This is a genomic window from Novosphingobium sp. MMS21-SN21R (assembly GCF_031846015.1).
Classification (GTDB): domain Bacteria; phylum Pseudomonadota; class Alphaproteobacteria; order Sphingomonadales; family Sphingomonadaceae; genus Novosphingobium.
The window spans coordinates 3,134,039-3,154,152 of the sequence record NZ_JAVRDU010000001.1 but is presented as its reverse complement, the minus strand read 5'-3'; the positions used below and the strand labels follow the sequence as shown (position 1 = coordinate 3,154,152).

The window sequence follows — 20,114 nt, the reverse complement described above, 5'->3', positions numbered from 1 at the left end:
CTGAAATCGGGTGTTGGGTTGCCCCGTTGGCGCTCGCGTGCGCGATCCTGCTGGTTCACATCTCGATCCGGCAATTTTGGGTAATACCGCAAAGCTTGTGTTCTGGCTCGCCTCCCGATTGTCCAAATCCATCCAAGATCGCCGCGATCTCAGATTTGTTTCGAGCTCTTTCGTTCGGAATATTGTTTGTTTTTCCGCCCTTTTATGGGGCGGCGTTACTTCTACGACTTATCGTCGCTTCGACTCTGAAACTCGCCTCTCACATCAAGAACAAAAAGCTACCATGACCAACACTACCCCATCCGGCTCGCGCTTCGTCAACGTCGGCGAACGTACCAACGTCACCGGCTCCGCCGCGTTCAAGAAGCTGATCCTTGCGGGCGATTATCCCAAGGCGGTCGAAGTCGCGCGCCAGCAGGTTGAGAACGGCGCGCAGGTGATCGACGTCAACATGGACGAGGGCCTGCTCGACGCAGTCGAGGCGATGACCACCTATCTCAAGCTGATCGCGGCGGAACCCGACATCGCGCGCGTGCCGATCATGATCGACAGTTCCAAGTGGGAAGTGATCGAGGCGGGCCTGAAGTGCGTCTCGGGCAAGCCGATCGTCAATTCGATTTCGATGAAGGAAGGCGAGGCAGCCTTCCTCGCCCACGCCCGCAAATGCATGGACTACGGTGCTGCGGTGGTCGTCATGGCCTTCGACGAAAAGGGCCAGGCCGACACCAAGCAGCGCAAGGTTGAAATCTGCGCCCGTGCCTATGACCTGCTCGTAGGCATCGGCTTCCCGCCCGAGGACATCATCTTCGATCCTAACGTCTTCGCGGTCGCCACCGGCATCGAAGAGCATGACCGCTACGCGCTCGATTTCATCGAAGCGACGCGCGAGATCAAGCAGCGTTGCCCGCACGTGCACATTTCAGGCGGGCTCTCGAACCTCTCGTTCAGCTTCCGCGGCAACGAAACCGTCCGCCGCGCGATGCATTCGGTGTTCCTCTACCACGCGATTCCCGCCGGAATGGACATGGCCATCGTCAACGCTGGCCAGCTCGACATCTATGACCAGATCGATCCGGTTTTGCGCGAAGCCTGCGAAGACGTCGTGCTCAACCGCGTCCCCGCTGCAGGTGGCGAACTCACCGCGACCGAACGCCTGATCGACCTCGCCGAAAGCTACAAGGGCAAGGACACCGTTGCCGAAAAGGCCGCCGAGGAATGGCGCGGCTGGGACGTCGTTCGCCGCCTCGAACACGCGTTGGTAAAGGGCATCGACGCGCATATCGTCGACGATACCGAAGAAGCCCGCGCGCAGATCGACGCGCGCGGCGGCCGCCCGATCGAGGTGATCGAAGGCCCGCTGATGGAAGGCATGAACACGGTCGGTGACCTGTTCGGCTCGGGCAAGATGTTCCTGCCGCAGGTGGTGAAATCGGCCCGCGTGATGAAGAAGGCCGTCGCCCACCTCATCCCCTATATCGAAGCCGCCAAGCAGCCCGGAGCCAAGGCCAAGGGCAAGATCATCATGGCCACGGTCAAGGGTGACGTGCACGATATCGGCAAGAACATCGTCGGTGTGGTCCTGCAGTGCAACGGCTATGAAGTGCTGGACCTTGGCGTGATGGTGCCATGGTCGACGATCCTGGATACCGCGCAGAAGGAAGGCGTCGACATCATCGGCCTCTCGGGCCTGATCACCCCTTCGCTGGACGAAATGGTCACCGTCGCCGAGGAAATGAAGCGCGCAGGCATGAGCATTCCGCTGTTGATCGGCGGGGCCACCACCAGCAAGGTCCACACCGCGCTGCGCATCGATCAGGCCTATGACGGTCCTGTCGTCCATGTGCTCGACGCCAGCCGCGCGGTCGGCGTGGCCTCGCAGCTCCTGTCCGATACGCAGGCTGATCCGTTTATCAAGGCGACGGCGGCTGAATACCAGCACGTGCGCGATGCCCGCGCAGGCAAGGGCGCTTCCAAGCTGCTCAGCCTCGATGACGCGCGTCTCAATGCCTATGCGCCCGACTTTTCGGAAAAGGCCCCGCCGCCCGAGCAGCCCGGACGTCACGTGTTCGAAGATTGGGACCTCAACGATCTGGTCGATTGCTTCGACTGGACGCCGTTCTTCCGCGCTTGGGAACTGGCCGGAAACTGGCCCTCGATCCTGGAGGATGAAGTGATCGGCGAAAGCGCGCGAGGCCTCTATGCCGATGCTCGCGCAATGCTGGACAAGATCATTTCGGAGAAGTGGCTCACCGCCAAGGGCGTCGCCCAGTTCTGGCCCTGCGCACGCCACGGCGATGACGTGATCATCCACCCCCACGACGACGAGCTTTCGGTTCGTGTGCCGTTCCTGCGCCAGCAATTCATCAAGAGCCGTGGCCGTGCGAACTTCTGCCTCGCCGATTTCATCGATCCTGCGGGTGACTGGATCGGCGGCTTCGCGGTCGGGATTCATGGCATCGACGAACACCTCGCCCGCTTCAAGGCGGACAACGACGATTACTCGGACATTCTGCTGAAAGCCTTGGCCGATCGCTTCGCCGAAGCCTTCGCCGAGCGTCTCCATCAATACGTCCGCACCACGCTGTGGGCCTATGCGCCCGGCGAGCAGCTGACCAACGAAGCGCTGATCCGCGAACAGTATCGCGGCATTCGCCCCGCGCCGGGCTATCCCGCGTGCCCGGACCACACGCTCAAGCCGATCCTGTTCGACCTGCTCGATGCGACGAACACCGCCGGTATCACGCTCACGGAATCGCAGGCCATGCTGCCCACTTCGGCAGTCTCGGGCTTCTACTTCGCTCACCCCGAAAGCCAGTATTTCGGCGTCGCCACCATCGGCAGCGACCAGCTGGCCGACTACGCAACCCGTCGCGGCATGGACCTGCCTACGATGGAGCGCTGGCTCAGGCCCAACCTCGATTGATCCACGACTACTGCAAACCGCTGGCCATGATCCGGGATTGCGCCCGCCGCCGCAGGTAGTCCGCCTCCACATCAGTATCTGCCTGTCCTGCCAGCACGGCCAGCGCCGCACCAAGGCCGTGGTGCGCCAGCTCGTCGATGGCGGCGCTTGTGTCCTGCCCCAGTTCGGCGGCCAGGGCTTTGAGCACCCGAGCCATCTCGGCAAATTCCACTTCGCTTTCCCACGCCGCCTTGTTTTCCTCGCGCTTCACGAACGCGCCCCGCATTTCAAAACCCATTGCCGTTTTCCCGTTGATGCGGGCACCATCCCGCGTTGCCCTCAAGGTCATGCCACGGCAGGAAACAGCCACTTAACCCGAGGCAAGGGACTGTGACGGATGGCGGGTTTGGTTAAGCGGTAACGCCTTTCTGGCAGATCAGAATGATTGCCAGTGCTCGGCCGGATTCAGTATCGACGGGCGTATTCGTATTCCTCGTTAGAATGCAGCGTCTTGATCGTTCCAGGCCATTGGCGTTGGTGCCGCCGCAGGGTATCGGGTCATAAACCGCACGCTCAACAAGCGCGGGGCATTGGGCGAGGGCAGCATGCAGGCAATGGGCACCACCGAAATCTTCCTGATCGCCCTCACGATCATCCTCGCGGTGCCCTGGCTGATCTGGCGACTGCTGCGCACCGATTACTGGGCGCCGCTGGTCGTGGTACAGATCGTCGGCGGCATCCTGCTCGGTCCTGGCGTGCTCGGCGCGGCATTCCCCGATTACTATGCCTTCGTGTTCAATCCGCAGGTCACCACTGCGCTGAACGGCATCGCGTGGTGGGCGGTGATGATGTTCGTGTTCGTGGCAGGGCTTGAACTCGACATTTCCGATGCCTGGGCCAACCGCCGCGAAACCACGATCACAGCGGCCGGAGCCTTGATCACCCCGCTTCTGGCAGGGGCCGCCGCCGCCGCATGGCTGCTGCGCTCGCCCGGCTGGATCGGCCCGAACGGCACGTATTCGCAAGCCGTGCTCGGCATCGGCATGGCCTGCGCGGTTACCGCGCTGCCCATCCTCGTGCTGCTGATGGAAAAGCTCGGCATTTTTCGCGAACCGCTCGGCCAGCGCCTGCTGCGTTATGCCAGCCTTGACGACGTGGCGATCTGGGGCGTGCTTGCACTGATCCTCGTCGATTGGGAGCGCGTCGGGCGGCAAGCTATTTTCCTCGCCGCATTCGCGCTGGCCGCGTGGGGGATGCGCAAGCTGTTCGTCCGTCTGCGGGAAGACGACCGCTGGCACTTGTCGCTCGTCTGGCTCGCAGTAGTTGGCTTTGCCGCCGACTGGTCGGGTCTGCATTTCATGGTCGGTGCATTTCTGGCAGGCGCGGTGCTCGACGCCAGATGGTACACGCGCGAACGTCTCGACGGCTTCCGCCAGTTTCTCCTGCTTGCGGTCATGCCCGTGTTCTTCCTGTCGACCGGCCTGCGCACCAAATGGGACGTCGGCGGTTTCGCAGTGTTTGGCGCGGCGTTCCTGTTCCTCGTCGCGTCTGTCGCAGGCAAGCTTGCGGGCACGCACATCGCGGGCCGCATCCTCGGCTGGGCGAAGGGTGAAGCGGGGCTGATCGGCTGGATGCTCCAGACCAAGGCGCTGATCATGATCATTTTCGTCAACGTCCTGCTCGACAAGGGCGTGATCACCAACGAAACGTTCACAGCGCTCCTACTGATGGCGGTGATGAGCACGATGCTCACCGTGCCCATGGTCACGCCCCGCCTTCATCAACTGCGCCTGCGCAAACTGGACCTCTCGCCAAAGTGACAGGCGGCGCAGCGGAACGCTTGGCCTAGACCCAAGGTCAACCAAAATCCGAGAGGCATGCCTGTGACTGCAATCGATCCTGTCGCCCGCCTGATCGCCATCGAGGAGATCAAGCAGCTTAAGGCCCGCTATTTCCGCTGCATGGACACCAAGGACTATGCAGGCTTGCGCACGGTCTTTGCCAACGATGCCGTGTTCGATGCCAGCTGCTCGCTCGGGCTTGAACCGGCAGAAGATGCCGACCAGTGGATACATAGCGGCGGTGATGCCATCGCGGCTTTCGTCGAAGCCGCTGTCGCCCCTTTGCGCACCGTCCACCACGGTCACTGCCACGAAATCGAGATACTCTCGGACTCCGAAGCGCGCGGCGTGATCGCGATGGAAGACAAGATCTGGGACGCCAGCGGCACCCCCTTCCTCCACGGCATGGGCCACTATCACGAGACCTACCGCAAGGAGGCGGACGGCTGGAAGATCGTTACTTCGCGCATCAGTCGCCTCCATGTCATTTTGGGGTGATGCGGGTTTTGCTTGAGGGCTGCGATCTGGCATAGGCCTTCGCGTGACTTCCGGCGACAGACCCTACGAGCTCGACTACCTGCCCGACGATGCCTTCGAAGAAGGCATCTACGCGGGGTTTCCCGATGAGGATGAACCTGCGCTTCGTCCGCAGGCGCCCCCGCGCGCGACATATGCAGATGCCAACGACGCGCTTCATGCCGTGTTTGGCTTTCCGGCCTTTCGCGGCGTGCAGGAACAGGTGGTCGATCGCGTGCTTGCCGCGCAATCGACACTGGCGGTCATGCCCACCGGCGCGGGCAAGTCGCTGACGTACCAGCTGCCCGCCGTGATGATGGAGGGCACCTGCGTTGTCGTGTCGCCGCTGATCGCGCTGATGCACGACCAGTTGCGAGCTGCCACCGCCAACGGCATCCGCGCCGCCACGCTTACTAGCGTCGATACCAACCGCGATGAGACCATCGAGCGCTTTCGTAATGGTGAGCTGGACCTGCTCTATGTCGCGCCGGAACGCGCCAGCCAAACCCATTTCCGCGAACTGCTGACGCGCGGGCACATCTCGCTTTTCGCCATCGACGAAGCGCATTGCGTGTCCGAATGGGGGCACGATTTCCGGCCCGACTACCGCCTCCTGCGCCCGATGATGGACGCATTTCCGGACGTTCCGCGCCTTGCGCTTACCGCCACGGCAGACCGGCACACCCGCGCCGACATCCTCGAACAGCTCGGCATTCCTGCCGATGGCCTGATCGTTTCGGGCTTCGACCGGCCCAACATCCGCTACGCTATCCGGCCGCGCGACAATCCGCTGCGCCAGATCAAGCAGTTGATGGAGGAGCATTCCGGACCCGGCATCGTATATGCGCCCACGCGCGCGCAAGTGGAGAAGCTGGCCGGGCAATTGAGCACCACCGACAGGCAGGTTCTGCCTTATCACGCCGGACTGGACCCGGCGGTGCGCGCCGGCAATCAGGCCGCGTTTGTTGCGTCCGAAGACATGGTCATGGTCGCCACGGTCGCGTTCGGCATGGGCATCGACAAGCCTGATGTGCGTTTCGTCGCCCATGCCGCCTGCCCCAAATCGATCGAGGCCTATTATCAGGAAACCGGCCGCGCGGGCCGCGATGGCGATCCGGCGGTGGCGGTCATGTTGTGGGGCGCCGAAGACTTCGTCCGCGCCCGCCAGCGCTTGTCCGAAGTGGAGGAACACCGCCGCGCAGGCGAACGCACGCGGATCGATGCTCTCGCAATGCTGGTCGAAACCCCGCACTGCCGCCGGGCACTGCTGCTGCGCCACTTCGGCGAAGACCCGCCCGCCACATGCGGCAACTGCGACAATTGCCTTGAAGCACCGGGTATTACCGATGCCACTGAAGTTGCGCGCAAGCTGCTCTCCGCTGTCTATCGCACCGGCCAGTCGTTCGGTTTCGGCCACATCGAGAAAGTGCTGACTGGGGTGGCCGACGAACGGGTGACCCAGCGTGGCCACGATCAGTTATCGGTGTTCGGCATCGTCACCGCCGACGAGGCCCCGCTCTTGCGTCCACTCGCCCGCGCCCTTCAGGCGAGGGGCGCGCTGATCGCCACCGAGCATGGCGGGCTTGCGTTGGGCGGTGATTCCCGCGCGATCCTGAAAGGCGAGGCGGACGTTCCGCTGGTCGTCGTGCCAAAGCGGGAGCGCACCAGCCGTCGCAAGTCTTCTCCCGGCGCGGCCTTCAATCCCGTGGGCGATCCATTGTTCGATGCCTTGCGCAATCTGCGCCGGGACATCGCGCGCGAGGCGGGCCTGCCACCCTATGTCATCTTCCACGATTCGGTCTTGCGTGAAATGGCGGGGTCCCGCCCCGCCGACCAGTCCGAACTCGGCCAGATCGGCGGGGTAGGGGCGCGAAAGCTGGAAGCCTACGGCGACCGTTTCCTCGAGGTTATTCGGCAGTTCTAGCGGCGTCCGAAACCTGTCCCCGCGTCTTGTAAAGCGAGAAAACCACGCCGCCTGCGATCAGCGCGATGGTCACGCCAAGGCTCAGCACCGGCGGGAACTTGTCGCCGCCCAGCAGGAAGTCGGAAACGAAGATCTTCGAGCCGATAAACACCAGCACCGCGGCCAGGGCGTACTTGAGGTAGACGAAGCGGTCGATCATAGCTGCCAGCGCAAAATAGAGCGCTCGCAGGCCCAGGATCGCCATGATGTTCGAGGTGTAGACCACGAAAGTATCGGTGGTGATCGCGAAAATCGCCGGGACCGAATCCACCGCGAACACAAGGTCGGCCAGGTTGATCACCACCAGCGCAAGGAATAGCGGGGTGGCAGCATTGACCAGCTTGCCGGTCTTCTCGTCCGGTACTTTAACGAAGAAGTGCTGGTCGTGCAGTTCCTTCGTCACGCGCATGTGGCGGCTGATCCAGCGCACTACCGGGTTGTTGCCGATGTCGGGATCGTGATCGGACGTGAAGAACATCTTGATCCCGGTGAACACCAGAAACGCGGCGAAGATATAGAGCACCCAGTAGGCCTGCTCGACCAGCGCTGCGCCGCCCGCGATCATCCCGCCGCGCAGGAAGATCACTGCAACGATGCCCCAGAGCAGGGCGCGATACTGGTACTTGGCGGGAATGGCGAAGAAGGTGAAAATCAGACTGATCACGAATACGTTGTCTATCGACAGCGCCTTTTCGATGAAGAACCCGGTGTAGTACTTCATCCCCAGATCCGCGCCCTTTTCAGCCCAGACCCACGCGCCGAATGCGAGTGCGATGGAGATGTAGAATGCGGTGAGCTTCAGCGATTCACCGATGCCCATGGCCTTGTCTTCCTTATGGAGGACGCCAAGGTCAAATGCGGTCAGGACCACGACGAGGCCCATGAAGGCCATCCAGAACCAGGCAGGCGTGCCGAGCCAGTCGGCAAAGAGAAATTCCATGTGTCTGCTCCGCTAACGCGCCCGTTACAGCGCCAGAATGCGCCGGAACGGGCGGCGTTCCTCTATGTCAATGTGTTGCCGAACGGCGCGGCAGCAGCCGGGAGAGGCGGTCTTTCACGACCAGCTTGAGCTTCTTGATCCGGGCGATCTCGAACGGATCGACCCAGCGTTTGCGGCGGGCAAGGCGCAGCGCCTCGTCCAGCTTCTGGTGACGTTCAAGCAGGCTGAAATAACGATCGGACATATTCAAGCTCCCTATCGAAGCGAGTTGCAACGATCGGGTGCGCCGACATCTTGGGCCACTTACGGTCCGGAAGGAGGGGGGAATTGCAAGACCCGGACCACAAGACATCGGCTTCACCCGATGCGGTCCGACATCACGCAGCGATTGCCAAAGTTGGCCAAATCGCCGCGCCAGAGGGGCCCGGTCCGCTCAGTTAAAGTGGAGTGATTCGGTCTGGATTGCAAGCGTCTTTTTGTGGGCGGCAATCAGGCCAGCATTCCGGCCAGCCGCGCGCGAATGATGTCTGTCGCATCCTTGACCATGCGGCGGAGCAGGTCGGCGCACGTGGGAATGTCGTGGATCAGCCCCTGCACTTGCCCCGCCCAGATCAGGCCTGCCCCAATATCGCCCGTTTCCAATGCCTCGCGCCCCTTTGCGCCGGATACGAGCGCGCGGACATCCTCGAACACGGCTCCGGGTTGGCTCGAGATTTCGACCACGCTTTCCGATACCGGGTTGCGCGCGACGCGGGCTGTGTTCTTGAAAGCGCGAAAGATCAGACGGGTATCGCGTTCGCTGTTGCCGACGAGCAGTTGCTTCACGGCCTCGTGGATCGGGGCTTCGACCGTCGCACAGAAGCGCGTGCCCATGTTGATCCCGTCCGCCCCCAGCGCCAGCGCTGCGGCAAGGCCGCGCCCGTCGCCGATACCGCCGCTCGCCAGAATTGGCACGGTCACCTGATCCGCGGCCGCAGGAATCAGGATCAGGCCGGGAATATCGTCTTCCCCCGGATGGCCCGCGCATTCGAAGCCGTCGATGCTGATCACATCGACGCCCATCTTCTGCGCCGAGACGGCATGGCGGACGGCGGTGCACTTGTGCATCACGATCACGCCGTGTCCTTTCAGGTCCTCGACATGTTCGCGCGGCGCGTAACCTGCGGTTTCGACGATCTTCACGCCGCTATCGATAATCGCCTTGCGGTATTCGGCATAGGGCGGCGGGCTGACCGAGGGGAGGATGGTTAGGTTTACCCCGAACGGCTTGTCGGTCATCGTCCGGCAGCGATCGATCTCGCGGCGCAGATCGTCGGGCGTCGGCTGGGTCAATGCCGTCAGTATGCCAAGCCCGCCCGCGTTCGAGACTGCACTGGCCAGCTCTGCGCGGCCCACCCACATCATGCCGCCCTGGACAATGGGGTGCTCGATGCCGAGCAGATCGGTGATGCGGGTCTTCAATGCCATTTCCGGTTCCTTGTCGCCGCGCAGCAAACTGGGCTGCGGCAATCGTCATTTCTGCAATCGGTCGAGACGTCAGCGCCCTGCGAACAGCGGAGGCCGCTTTTCCTCGAACGCGGTGCAGGCTTCCCGAAAATCCTCGGTGAGTAGCGCCACGCACTGCACATGGTTTTCAAGTTCGAGCGCACCTGCAAGGCTCGGCGCATCCAAATTGGCGCGCATGACCTGCTTGGTGTGCTTGATCGCATAGTCGCTGTTCTGTGCCACGATCCGGGCCATCGCGATGGCCTGATCGTTCACGGGGCCCTCACTGGCTGCTGCGCTGGCGAGGCCGATGGCCACCGCCTCTTCCGCCCCCACTGGACGCCCGGTCAGCATGATCTCGAACGCGCGCCCGGCGCCGATAAGGCGCGGCAGATGATAACTGATGCCGCACTCGCCCGCACTCAGCCCGATCTTCACCGCGCCGACGAGAAAGCGCGCATTCGGCGCGACCACCCGGATGTCGGCGGCCAGCGCCAGCCCCATACCGGCACCCACAGCTGCGCCCCCTATGGCCGCGATCACCGGAAAGCGCGCCTGCGCCACCTCCTGCATCAGTCCGGCGAAGCGTTCCTGCAGATGCATGAAGGCGATGGGATCGCGCGGTGCGTCCTCACCCCGGATCTCCTTGAGATCCAGTCCGGCGCAGAACACCTTGCCTTGCGCGGCGAGAACCACCACCCGGATCGAACGGTCCGCCTCGATTCGAGCCAGTTCGGCGCGCAGCGCGTCGACCATCGGTACGGTCATGGCATTGGCCGCATCCGGCCGGCACAGCGTGACCACGCCGACGCCGCCGCCGATATCCGCAAATTCGATCAAGATACATTCTCCAGCATGACGAGGGCGGTCGGGTGTTCAGGCACTCCTGGCACGGCGACTCTCAACCGCAGCAGCGCACCCGCGCCGGTCACGGCGGTATTGCCCCCGGTCGAAACCAGCAGCGAAGTGAGGTCGCCGGGCTCGAACCCGAGGCTGACGATGTGCGGATAGGGGCAGGTCAGGCGGTCAGTCTCATGACCACTCGCATCGTAGTGCAGCAGCTTGCCGCTTTCCCAGCAGGCGACCCATAGCCCGCCCTCGCGGTCCACCACCATGCCGTCGCTGTCGGGCAGGGGGATGAACATCTCGGGCGTACCGGCCTCACCGCCAACCAGCGGGTAGCGCCACACGCCGCAACCGGTCTCGGAATGGTAGAGCCATTTCCCGCAGGGGCTGAAGCCGATGCCGTTGGACGCCTGAACATCGCGGCGCAGAACGGTGACATTTCCGTGCGCATCCATGTGGAAGAACTGGCCTGGCGCTGGTGCTTCATTCCGTTCCATGATCGAGACGAAATCGATCGTTCCGCCATAGAGCCCGCCGCGCCCGTCACCTTCCATGTCGTTGACTGCGATGATCGGCTCGCCGTCGATTTCGGCCAGCACCGACCGAGTCGTCCCCGTGGCAGGGTCGAGCGCCACGATTCCGCCCCGGCCGCTGCATAGCACATGGCCCGACTGGTCCATCACGATCCCGCCAACCCAGTCGCGCCCTGTCAGCATCGCCTGCACTGCGCCTTGGGCGTCGCGGCGATAGACGCTGGCTCCCAGCAAATCCGAAAACCACTGCGAGCCGTCCGGAGCCCCGCGCGGAGCCTCGACAAAGACGTAGCCTCCCGCAAGTTCCTCGAAAGTCCCGGCTGTTTCCTCGCTCATGTCACTCTCCGGTTTGCGGCGGCATTCGTGCCGCGCCTTGTTCTGATTCGCTTCGGGCAGACAATCGGTGCTCGGCACCTCTGGCGGTAGCCATGACTTCGGACAGGTGCCCCGCACAGCGATGCATCTGGCAAACCGGCCGCTTCGGCGATAGGGCTGTGGCGATGCCAGCGACCCGCAACCTCGATGCTCCGATTGGCGCGATCACGTTTGAAAGCGATCCGGTGCGCTGGCTGGATCGCTGCGCCGCGTTCACGCAGCCCCAGCAAAAGCGCAGCCGCGAGGCGCTGGAGCGGATCATCCGTTCGGGCACACGACTGTTTTCGGCCAATGGCTTCGAGGCGACCCGGATCGCCGACATCGTCGAGGATGCAGGCGTGCCGACCGGCACATTCTACCAGCGTTTTGCCGACAAGGAGGCGCTGCTCGATGCGATCGTCGCCGGCTACCGCGCCTGCCGGATGCGCGAAATCCGCAAGCTCTGCACGTCTGCCGAGGCGCTCGCGGCCGGCCCGCGCCAGATCATCGAACTGCACATCGACATCGTGTTCAGCGCATTCGCCAGCGATACCGGGCTGCTCCGCCTGATCGAACGGCGGCGGCTCGAGAACGGCCAGGTTCACCATGACCAGAGCGCCGCCAACGATGTCGTCGCCGGACACATTGCCGACCTGTTGGTCGCGGCCTTGCCACAGCGCGATCCGGTCAAACTGCGACGGCAGGTGCTCTATGCTCATTCGATCATTCGCGGTGCCGTGGTCTGGTCGACTTTGCCCGCGGGCGGGGAACAGGGACCGGGCCTGAAAGTCACCGACACGGCATTCGCCACCGAAGCCCTGACGATGGCGCTGCGCTACCTCGAAATTGATTGATCTGGCGCAGGCCAATGGCGCATCCTCTCTCCAAAGTCACAGGCGACTAAACCATGGCAGGTGATATATGAACAAGGCCTCAGGTTCATAAAAAGCACAAGCGCGGCGTCAAGCCGACAATGAACCAAAATCTGCCATGGGAGAGCTTCATGAACGACGTTCAGGAAATGATGCGCCAGCAGTATCCGGGCGCGACATGGGCCGATATCGCCCGCCGCGACGGTGATCTGCCGCCAGTGCTCGCGCGCCAGTCCAACCCCGACCAGGACCTGCGCGATATTCCGTTCGCGCACTATATCGACCCGGCCTTTTTCGATCTGGAAATGGAGCGGATGTGGAAGCGCGTGTGGCAATTCGCCTGTCGCGAAGAACACATTGCTGAAGTCGGCGACTGGTTCGTTTATGACATCGGTCGCCTCTCGGTCGTCGTCGTGCGCACCGAACAGGGCTTGCGGGCCTATCCCAACTCGTGCCTGCACCGGGGCACCAAGCTCAAGCCTTCGGGCGCGAGCGGCTGGTCAGAGACCATACGCTGCCCGTTCCATAGCTGGGAATGGACGCTCGACGGCGCGCTCAAGAACATTCCGTGCAGCTTCGAATTCCCGCAGGTTGATCGGCAGAAAGCCTGCCTGCCGCAAGTCCGCGTCGAAAGCTGGAATGGCATGGTGTTCGTGAATTTCGATGCGCAAGCGCCCGCGCTGACCGACTATCTCGAAGTCCTGCCCGATCATTTCGCCAACTGGGACCTGACCGGCTGGTACGTCGCAACGCACGTCCGCAAGCACTTGCCGTCCAACTGGAAAGTCGCGCTCGAAGCCTTCATGGAGGCCTATCACACACCCTACGTCCACCCCGAGATGACTAACGTGGTGGGCGATCAGAACATGCAGCACGACATCTTTTCGGATCACATCAGCCGTGATCTGTGCGCGATGGCATCATCCAGCCCCACCTCGACCGCCAACCTGACCCAGCAGCAATTGCTCGACATGATGCTGGTGGCCGATGGCGCGATGGTGGGCGAGCGGGCGAGGGTGCCCGAAGGCAAGACCGCGCGCTGGGTCATGGCCGAACAGTTGCGCAAGCAGATGCTGGAGCAGCACGGGCTCGATTATTCCGCCCATTCGGTGCCGGAAATGATCGACTCGCTCAAGTATCACGTCTTTCCCAATCTGCTCGTCTATCCCGCGCCCGGGCTTTGCCTGATCCAGCAGTTCCGGCCTGACGGTCACGACCACGATCGCGCGATCTTCGACCAGTACGTGCTCCACCCGCGCCCGCGCGATGGCAAATTCGAGGTCGGGGAAGTCGAGGAAATCGCCGAGCATGAAAGCTTCACCCAGATCGCGTCGATGGACCCGTTTCTGGCCAGCGTGCTCGATCAGGATACCGACATCATGCGCTGGCAGCGCGAAGGCATGTATGCCAGCGCCAAGGGCGCCGAGACGCTGTCGATCTATCAGGAAGCGCGCATCCGCCACTTGCATGATACGCTGGAGAAATACGTTTCGGCAGACCCGAAGCAGGCAGCCGCTCAATGACAGAGCACCCAATCAAGGCGCACCTTGAGGGCGTCCACCATTTCGCGTTGTCGGTGCCGGATCTTGATGTGGCGCGGCGATTCTACGTCGATCTGCTCGGCGCGGAGATCATTTCCGAAACCACGTGGGAGGCGGGCAATCCGTGGATCGACGCCATCGTCGGCCTGCCGGGGTCGGCAGCGCGCAGCTTTATCGCACGGCTGCGCAACGTGCAGGTGGAAGCGTTTGAATATGCAGCGCCGAAGGCCCCGCCTGCCGATCCGGACCGGCCGGTGAACCACTACGGCTACACCCACGTCGGCTTTCAGGTCGACGACATTCAGGCGACTTACGACAAGATGATTGCGGCCGGCCTCCGCTTCCACACACCGCCGGACTTGTCGACGATCACTATCGACGCACAGGGCCGCAAAACAGGCTTTGCCGCCACATATGGCCGTGATTACTTCGGCAACGTCTTCGAAATTCTCGAAATCCACCGTGGCGACAACATCAAGCCCATCTGAGAGGAAAACCAGGCATGGATCTGGAACTGAAAGGCAAGAAAGTGATCATCAGCGCGGCAACGCGCGGGCTTGGCCGGCAAATGGTCGAGCAGTTCCTTGATGAAGGCGCGATTGTCTCGTTCTGCGGACGACGTGCCCGCGCAAGTGAGCCCAATCCCAGTGATGGCAGCGTCTTTGCCAATCCGCTCGCCGGCGAAGGCGTCGAAGATGCGCTGGAAGCGCTGCAAGGACGCGGCACCGTCTACGGCTCGGTAGTCGATTGCGGGTACTACGATCAGGTGGCAGCCTGGGTCGAACAGGCGGCACAGGCGATGGGCGGGATCGACATCGTCGTCTCCAATGCCAGTGCTCTCGGCGGCATTCCGCGCAACCGCAAGGGCTGGGACATCAACTACAACGTCGACATGATGTCAGCCGTGGCGATGTTCGATACCGCGCTGCCCTATCTCAAGCAGTCGGGCGCCGCAGCTTTTGTCCAGATGTCGACGATCACTGCCATCGAGAACCATGCGTTCGGCGAATCCGGACTGAGCTACGGTGCGATGAAAGCCGCGCTGATCAACTACACGCACCAACTGGCGATTGACTACATGAAGGACGGCATCCGCTGCAATTGCGTATGTCCAGGGCCTGCGTTCGTCGAGGACGGTAGCTGGGGTTTCCTCAAGGACGCCATGCCTGACTATTACGAAGCGAACCGGCTCAAACATCCTGCAGGGCGTTTCGGCAAGCCAGAGGAAATCGCCAACGCCGTGCTGTTCCTCGCCTCGCCGCGTGCTTCGTGGATTACCGGCGTCAACCTGACCGTCGATGGAGGCTTTACCCGCAACGTGAAATACTGACGAGCACCGGTCCGGGCCAATGCCCGGGCCGGTAAATGCGCTTGCGCATGCACCCCGATCTGATATTAAAGTGATATCAGATTTAAGGGGGATGGACCAATGTCCGATTCGCATACCGCAAGCCGCGAGACCACCGCCTGGACCATCAGCGGATATTTCATGCTCGTCATCCTGATCGCGCTGGTGGTGCTTATGGCCGCCCGCGTTCTCGGGTTTGCCGCAAGCAATCCAGCCGAAGATGATGTTCCGGCGTTCCTCGCCAGTATTTTCCTCGGCCCGGTCGGCATCGTCCTGATCGCCAAGGGCTTTTATATGATCCAGCCCAACCAGGCCGCGGCCATCACCATGTTCGGCTCCTATCGCGGGACTGACCGCAGCCACGGTCTGCGATGGGTCTGGCCATGGATGAGCAAGACCCGGATTTCGGTCCGCGCCAACAACGTCGTGTCCGAAAAGCTCAAGGTCAACGATCTGCGCGGCAACCCGATCGAGATCGCCTGCAACGTGGTGTGGCGCGTGTCCGACACCGCGCAGGCGCTGTTCGACGTGGATGACTACAAGGCCTTCGTCTTCGTCCAGATTGAAAGCGCCGTCCGCTCTATCGGCTCGCGCTATCCCTATGACGATATCGAGCATCAGGAAGTCACGCTGCGCAGCCACCATGACCAGATCAACGCCGAACTGCGCACCGAACTCAATGCACGGCTGGTTCTGGCCGGTATCACGGTGGACGAATGCGGCCTCACCCATCTGGCTTATGCGCCCGAGATTGCAGGTGCAATGCTCCGTCGCCAGCAGGCCGAAGCGGTTATCTCCGCGCGCAAGAAACTGGTCGAAGGCGCAGTCTCGATGGTCGAAATGGCGCTCAACCAGCTCTCGGAAAAGGGTGTGGTCGAACTCGACGACGAACGGCGCGCAGCAATGGTCTCGAACCTGATGGTAGTGCTCTGCGGTGAACGCGATGCCCAGCCCGTGATCAACGCCGGCACGCTCTACCAGTAACGGCGCGAGTACGATGGCGGCATCTCCGAAGAAAGCGTTCCCCTTGCGCATCGATCCGGCTCTGTTCGCCGCGATCGAGCGCTCGGCGGGCGCTGATCTGCGCTCGGCCAACGCCCAGATCGAGGTGCTGCTGCGTGAAGCGTTGACCCGGCGCGGCGTCAAACTGGCCACAGCGGAGCCCATGCGCCGGGGAAGGCCGCCAAAGTCGGCCGATTGATCCGGTTCCATAAGGAACGCAACGGCCTGTCAACGATTGCACGCTATCCCGGTCAAGCAAATTGCCGGACCGGACAGCGATGATGAACCTGAGCGAACCCAACCCCTTTCTGGCGATTGACCGCCGCCATCGCAGTCACCGGTTCTGGGTATTGTTGCTGGGCGTTGCGGTGCTCGCCGCCATTCCGGCAAGCGCACTCATGGGGCAGGCACCGCGCTCGCCCTACACCGTGATCGAAACCGGACGCAGCTACGGCGCGTTGCAGCAAGCGGTCAACGCCATTGGCGATGGCTCCGGCACGATCCGCATCGAACCCGGCATATACCGTGATTGCGCAGTCCAGCAGGCAGGCGACGTTGGCTTTGTCGCGCAAGTGCCCGGCCAGACCATTTTTGACGGCGCTGCCTGCGAGGGCAAGGCCGCCATCGTCGCGCGTGGTCGCTCTACCCGCGTCGAAGGGCTGATTTTCCAGAACATCCGCGTGGCCGATGCCAACGGCTCCGGCATCCGCCTTGAACATGGCAACCTGACGGTGCGCCAGTCATGGTTCCGCGACAGCGAGCAGGGCATTCTCTCGGCAGACGATCCCTCTGCCGCAGTCCTGATCGAAAAGTCCACGTTCACCCGCCTTGGCCGCTGCGACCGCGGCCTGTCCTGCGCGCATTCAGTTTATTTCGGCGATTACGGCAGTGTAACCATCCGCCGGAGCCGGTTCGAGGCCGGGCGCGGCGGGCATTACGTCAAGGCTCGCGCCGCCAAGGTTGAAGTCACCGAGTCCAGCTTCGACGATACCGCCGGGTCCACTACCAACTACATGATCGATCTTCCCGCAGGGTCGGTAGGCCGCATCGCCGACAACGTCTTCGTTCAGGGGCGCGACAAGGAAAACTACAGCGCCTTCATCACCGTCGCCGCTGAAGGCCGCGTCCATACCTCCGCGGGGCTTTCGATTGCGGGCAACGACGCACGCTTTGCGCCGGGTGTCAGCCGCTCATCGGCCTTCGTGGCCGACTGGTCGGGCGATCCGCTGCAGATCGGGACGAATGCGCTGGGCACTGGCCTGATCAAGTTCGAACGGCGCTAACCTTGCCTTGGGTGGGGGTTGACCCTACCTTCAACGGGTGCTCAGCCACCTTTCCCTTCGCCTGCCCGGACGTTTGTGGGCCGCCCTGCTGGCCCTGACCGTGCTGTTCCACGCGACGGTCCCGTTCGACGCACCACTGATGGCACGCAGCGGCTCGGCGTTCAGCGCGGCGACGACCGATCTGGCCGTCGCGCCCGAGCGGCGGCTGGTGACTCATCGCGCGCTGCTTCCCGCTGTCCTGCCACCTGTCATCGAACTTCCAGAGCCTGAAGCCCCGCGCGCCAAGCAAGTGGCCTATCTCTGGCCGCCGCAAACCGCGCCGCCAAGCCCGGCGCCGCTGCTGCTGCGTCCTGCACCAAGAGCGCCGCCCATCGCCTGACCTGCCGCTTGCGTCCTCTACCGGGCGCATTCCCAAACGCATGTCAGGATTACAGCAATGTCAAATTCCACCACCGCATCAGCGGTCGATGCTCGCCGCGCCCATGTCGAGGCGCTGCTTTCCGCCTATCCCGATGTAACGCCCGAGGAACATGGCCTGATCGTCAGCTGGTTCCGCAACGACGCCAGCGCGCTTGATGTGGCGTTGGTCGCCAGCAATCCGCAGGCGGAGCGCGGTTATCGTGCCTTCCGCGCGGCGCATGTCGACAAGTTTACCGTCAAGGACATGGGCCGAGCGCTGGCGATTACCGCGATGGTCGCCCTCGTCGTCCTGCTGATCGTCTGGCGCGCCGTTTAACGGAGCAGATGCCCAGTGCGGTCGCGTTAGCGGAGCAAATGCCCAGTGCGGTCGCGCTTGGTGGCCAGATAGCGAGCGTTGTGGGGGTTGGCGGGAAGTTGGTGGGCGACGCGTTCGGTCACCTCCACCCCAAGCCCCTGCAGCGTCGCCACTTTCTGCGGATTGTTGGTCAGCAGGCGCAAGCTGCGCACGCCGAGCAGGTCGAGCATCCGCGCCGCCACCGGAAAGTCGCGCGCCTCGCTTGGCAGGCCCAGCCGCTCGTTGGCGTCAACCGTGTCAAAGCCCTGATCCTGCAGTTCATAGGCGCGCAGTTTGTTGATCAAGCCGATCCCGCGCCCTTCCTGCCGCAGATAGAGCAGCACGCCCCAGCCGCCCGCATTGGCCTCTTCGGCCATGGCGGCGAGCGCGGCATCGAGCTGCGGCCCGCAATCGCATTTGAGGCTGCCGAGCACGTCGCCGGTCAGGCATTCGCTGTGCAAGCGAACCAGTGGTTCGCGCTCGCTGGTCTGCGTGCCCAGCACCAGCGCGACATGCTCGCGCAAATCGTCGCGCGCGCGGAACGCCACGATTTCGGCATGTTCGCAGGCGTGGACCGGCAGGCGTGCGCGGGCCTGAATCGTCAGGTTCAGCGGGTCCTTGAACAGCGCAAGGTCAGCCACCGAAACTTCTGCCGCCGGTTCGATGCCGGTGGAGACGAGGAACGCCGGGAGAATGCCTGCCAGCCGCGCCAGTTCCATCGCCGTGGTCGCAGCCGTATAGGGCCCGATTGCATCGGCCTTGAACGGCCCGCGCAAGGGGCTGCCCAAGTCCTGCGCCGGATCGGCCAGATTGCGCGCGGCGGAAAGGCTGAACGGTTCCGCCCCGTGGATCAGCACCGGCGCTTCGGGCACCGCCGCATCGCGCTGGTTGGCCAGCTTGAGCGTGGCGGCGCGCGCCGCCGAGATCAGCAGCCGCGCGGCATAAATGCCCGGCTGGACGAACGCGGTTTCCGCAGGCAACAGGTCGAGCGCGCCGTCATCCCCGGTCACCCGGATCGCCCAGCCGTGGCGAAGAGCGTCAAGCGCCCGCGCGACGTTTCTCGTGTCGCTCAAAGGTCCAGCTCGGTGATCAGCGGAATGTGATCCGATGGCTGCTCCCACTTGCGGGTTTCTTCCACGAAGCGGTGCCCGCGTGTTTGCGCGGCGGCTTCTGGCGAGGCCCACATGTGGTCGAGCCGGCGGCCCTGGTCCTTGGCGCGCCAATACGACCGGTACGACCACCACGAATAGTTGCGCTCCGGCGCGGGAATGTGCTTGCGGCCAAGATCGACCCAGCCGTGCGCATCGGCAAAGCGCTGCAGCGTCTCGACCTCGATGGGCGTGTGGCTGACGACTTTCAGCAGCGCCTTGTGATTGTAAACGTCGCATTCCAGCGGGGCGATGTTGAAATCGCCGGTGATCAGCGTGGGGCGCTCGATCTTCTCGGCCCAGCGGGTCATGCGCTCGAGGAAGTCGAGCTTCTGGCCGAACTTGGGGTTCACCTCGCGGTCGGCCACGTCACCGCCTGCGGGGATATAAACGTTCTCGATGATCAGGCCGTTGCCCGGACCCAGCAGTTCGACGCCGATGTGCCGCGCCTCGCCATTGTCCTGCCAGTCATGCTTGCTGAAATCGCGGAACGGAATGCGGCTGACGGTGGCGACGCCATGGTAGCCCTTCTGCCCATGAACCGCGCGGTGGGTATAGCCGAGCTTCTCGAATACCTCGTGCGGGAACAGGTTTTCCGGCGTCTTGATCTCCTGCAGGCACAACACATCGGGCGCCTCCTGCACGAGAAAGCGTTCGACCTGATCGGCGCGCAAGCGGACCGAATTGATGTTCCATGTGGCTACCGAGATCATGGCAGTGCTTTAGGTATGCGGGGGGGCGATTGCTAGATGGGATGTGGGGTAGGGCTAGCGGGGATTATGCGCC

General features: G+C 63.0%; 21 protein-coding genes. 13 read left to right on the top strand and 8 right to left on the bottom strand.

Features of this window, described 5'->3' with window-relative positions; genetic code table 11:
- The first annotated feature begins 283 nt into the window (after nt 1–283).
- Nucleotides 284–2,923, top strand: coding sequence for a methionine synthase (gene metH, locus RM192_RS15325; RefSeq protein ID WP_311508425.1), 2,640 nt, complete (start codon nt 284–286; stop codon nt 2,921–2,923).
- A gap of 7 nt (nt 2,924–2,930) precedes the next feature.
- On the opposite strand, the gene RM192_RS15320 is transcribed toward metH, so the two are convergent.
- The gene (locus RM192_RS15320; RefSeq protein WP_311508423.1) at nt 2,931–3,251 is read right to left on the bottom strand and encodes a hypothetical protein; all 321 of its coding nucleotides are present in this window, start codon (nt 3,249–3,251) and stop codon (nt 2,931–2,933) included.
- A gap of 265 nt (nt 3,252–3,516) precedes the next feature.
- Here RM192_RS15320 and RM192_RS15315 point away from each other — a divergent pair, with 265 nt between their 5' ends.
- The 3 genes from RM192_RS15315 to recQ all read left to right on the top strand — a co-directional run bounded on the left by RM192_RS15315 (nt 3,517) and on the right by recQ (nt 7,183).
- Nucleotides 3,517–4,722 (top strand): cation:proton antiporter, encoded by a 1,206-nt coding sequence (locus RM192_RS15315; protein WP_311508422.1) that lies wholly within the window; start codon nt 3,517–3,519, stop codon nt 4,720–4,722.
- Nucleotides 4,723–4,779: 57 nt separating this feature from the next.
- Nucleotides 4,780–5,241, top strand: a complete 462-nt coding sequence (locus RM192_RS15310) for a nuclear transport factor 2 family protein (RefSeq protein WP_311508420.1) — start codon at nt 4,780–4,782, stop codon at nt 5,239–5,241.
- A 202-nt stretch (nt 5,242–5,443) separates the two neighbouring features.
- Nucleotides 5,444–7,183 (top strand): DNA helicase RecQ, encoded by a 1,740-nt coding sequence (recQ, locus tag RM192_RS15305; RefSeq protein WP_311508647.1) that lies wholly within the window; start codon nt 5,444–5,446, stop codon nt 7,181–7,183.
- On the opposite strand, the gene RM192_RS15300 is transcribed toward recQ, so the two are convergent.
- The 5 genes from RM192_RS15300 to RM192_RS15280 form a co-directional block, all read right to left on the bottom strand.
- Nucleotides 7,167–8,162: a TerC family protein gene (locus RM192_RS15300; protein WP_311508419.1), complete on the bottom strand. Its 996-nt coding sequence runs from the start codon at nt 8,160–8,162 to the stop codon at nt 7,167–7,169. The genes recQ and RM192_RS15300 overlap by 17 nt on opposite strands.
- A 67-nt stretch (nt 8,163–8,229) precedes the next feature.
- A complete protein-coding gene (locus tag RM192_RS15295; RefSeq protein ID WP_311508418.1) occupies nt 8,230–8,406 on the bottom strand; it encodes a DUF465 domain-containing protein in 177 nt (58 codons plus the stop codon).
- 245 nt (nt 8,407–8,651) lie between these two features.
- Entirely contained in the window at nt 8,652–9,629 is a 978-nt protein-coding gene (locus tag RM192_RS15290) for a nitronate monooxygenase family protein (protein WP_311508417.1), read from the bottom strand.
- 69 nt (nt 9,630–9,698) lie between these two features.
- The gene (locus RM192_RS15285) at nt 9,699–10,487 is read right to left on the bottom strand and encodes an enoyl-CoA hydratase/isomerase family protein (protein ID WP_311508416.1); all 789 of its coding nucleotides are present in this window, start codon (nt 10,485–10,487) and stop codon (nt 9,699–9,701) included.
- A complete protein-coding gene (locus RM192_RS15280; protein ID WP_311508415.1) occupies nt 10,484–11,362 on the bottom strand; it encodes an SMP-30/gluconolactonase/LRE family protein in 879 nt (292 codons plus the stop codon). The genes RM192_RS15285 and RM192_RS15280 overlap by 4 nt, the downstream gene beginning before the upstream one ends.
- Before the next feature lie 164 nt (nt 11,363–11,526).
- On the opposite strand from RM192_RS15280, the gene RM192_RS15275 reads away from it, so the two are divergent.
- The 9 genes from RM192_RS15275 (at nt 11,527) to RM192_RS15235 (ending at nt 18,162) form a co-directional block, all read left to right on the top strand.
- The gene (locus RM192_RS15275; RefSeq protein ID WP_311508414.1) at nt 11,527–12,234 is read left to right on the top strand and encodes a TetR/AcrR family transcriptional regulator; all 708 of its coding nucleotides are present in this window, start codon (nt 11,527–11,529) and stop codon (nt 12,232–12,234) included.
- A 149-nt stretch (nt 12,235–12,383) separates the two neighbouring features.
- Complete coding sequence (locus RM192_RS15270; RefSeq protein ID WP_311508413.1) at nt 12,384–13,775, top strand: aromatic ring-hydroxylating dioxygenase subunit alpha; 1,392 nt, start codon at nt 12,384–12,386, stop codon at nt 13,773–13,775.
- On the top strand, nt 13,772–14,281 hold the full coding sequence (locus RM192_RS15265; protein ID WP_311508412.1) for a VOC family protein: 510 nt from the start codon (nt 13,772–13,774) through the stop codon (nt 14,279–14,281). The genes RM192_RS15270 and RM192_RS15265 overlap by 4 nt, the downstream gene beginning before the upstream one ends.
- Before the next feature lie 14 nt (nt 14,282–14,295).
- The gene (locus RM192_RS15260) at nt 14,296–15,123 is read left to right on the top strand and encodes an SDR family oxidoreductase (RefSeq protein WP_311508411.1); all 828 of its coding nucleotides are present in this window, start codon (nt 14,296–14,298) and stop codon (nt 15,121–15,123) included.
- 99 nt (nt 15,124–15,222) lie between these two features.
- Nucleotides 15,223–16,125, top strand: coding sequence for an SPFH domain-containing protein (locus RM192_RS15255; RefSeq protein ID WP_311508410.1), 903 nt, complete (start codon nt 15,223–15,225; stop codon nt 16,123–16,125).
- Nucleotides 16,126–16,138: 13 nt separating this feature from the next.
- Nucleotides 16,139–16,342, top strand: a complete 204-nt coding sequence (locus RM192_RS15250; RefSeq protein WP_311508409.1) for a toxin-antitoxin system HicB family antitoxin — start codon at nt 16,139–16,141, stop codon at nt 16,340–16,342.
- Nucleotides 16,343–16,424: 82 nt separating this feature from the next.
- Nucleotides 16,425–17,426, top strand: a complete 1,002-nt coding sequence (locus RM192_RS15245; protein WP_409233813.1) for a right-handed parallel beta-helix repeat-containing protein — start codon at nt 16,425–16,427, stop codon at nt 17,424–17,426.
- A 37-nt stretch (nt 17,427–17,463) separates the two neighbouring features.
- Nucleotides 17,464–17,805, top strand: coding sequence for a hypothetical protein (locus RM192_RS15240; RefSeq protein ID WP_311508408.1), 342 nt, complete (start codon nt 17,464–17,466; stop codon nt 17,803–17,805).
- A gap of 57 nt (nt 17,806–17,862) precedes the next feature.
- Nucleotides 17,863–18,162: a hypothetical protein gene (locus RM192_RS15235; protein ID WP_311508407.1), complete on the top strand. Its 300-nt coding sequence runs from the start codon at nt 17,863–17,865 to the stop codon at nt 18,160–18,162.
- Between the two features lie 26 nt (nt 18,163–18,188).
- Here RM192_RS15235 and ribA read toward each other — a convergent pair whose 3' ends face one another.
- Nucleotides 18,189–19,253, bottom strand: coding sequence for a GTP cyclohydrolase II (gene ribA, locus RM192_RS15230; protein WP_311508406.1), 1,065 nt, complete (start codon nt 19,251–19,253; stop codon nt 18,189–18,191).
- Nucleotides 19,250–20,041 carry an exodeoxyribonuclease III gene (locus RM192_RS15225; RefSeq protein WP_311508405.1) on the bottom strand — a complete coding sequence of 264 codons (792 nt, stop codon included), beginning with the start codon at nt 20,039–20,041 and terminating at the stop codon, nt 19,250–19,252. Before RM192_RS15225 ends, ribA begins: the two co-directional genes overlap by 4 nt.
- Nucleotides 20,042–20,114: the final 73 nt, after the last annotated feature.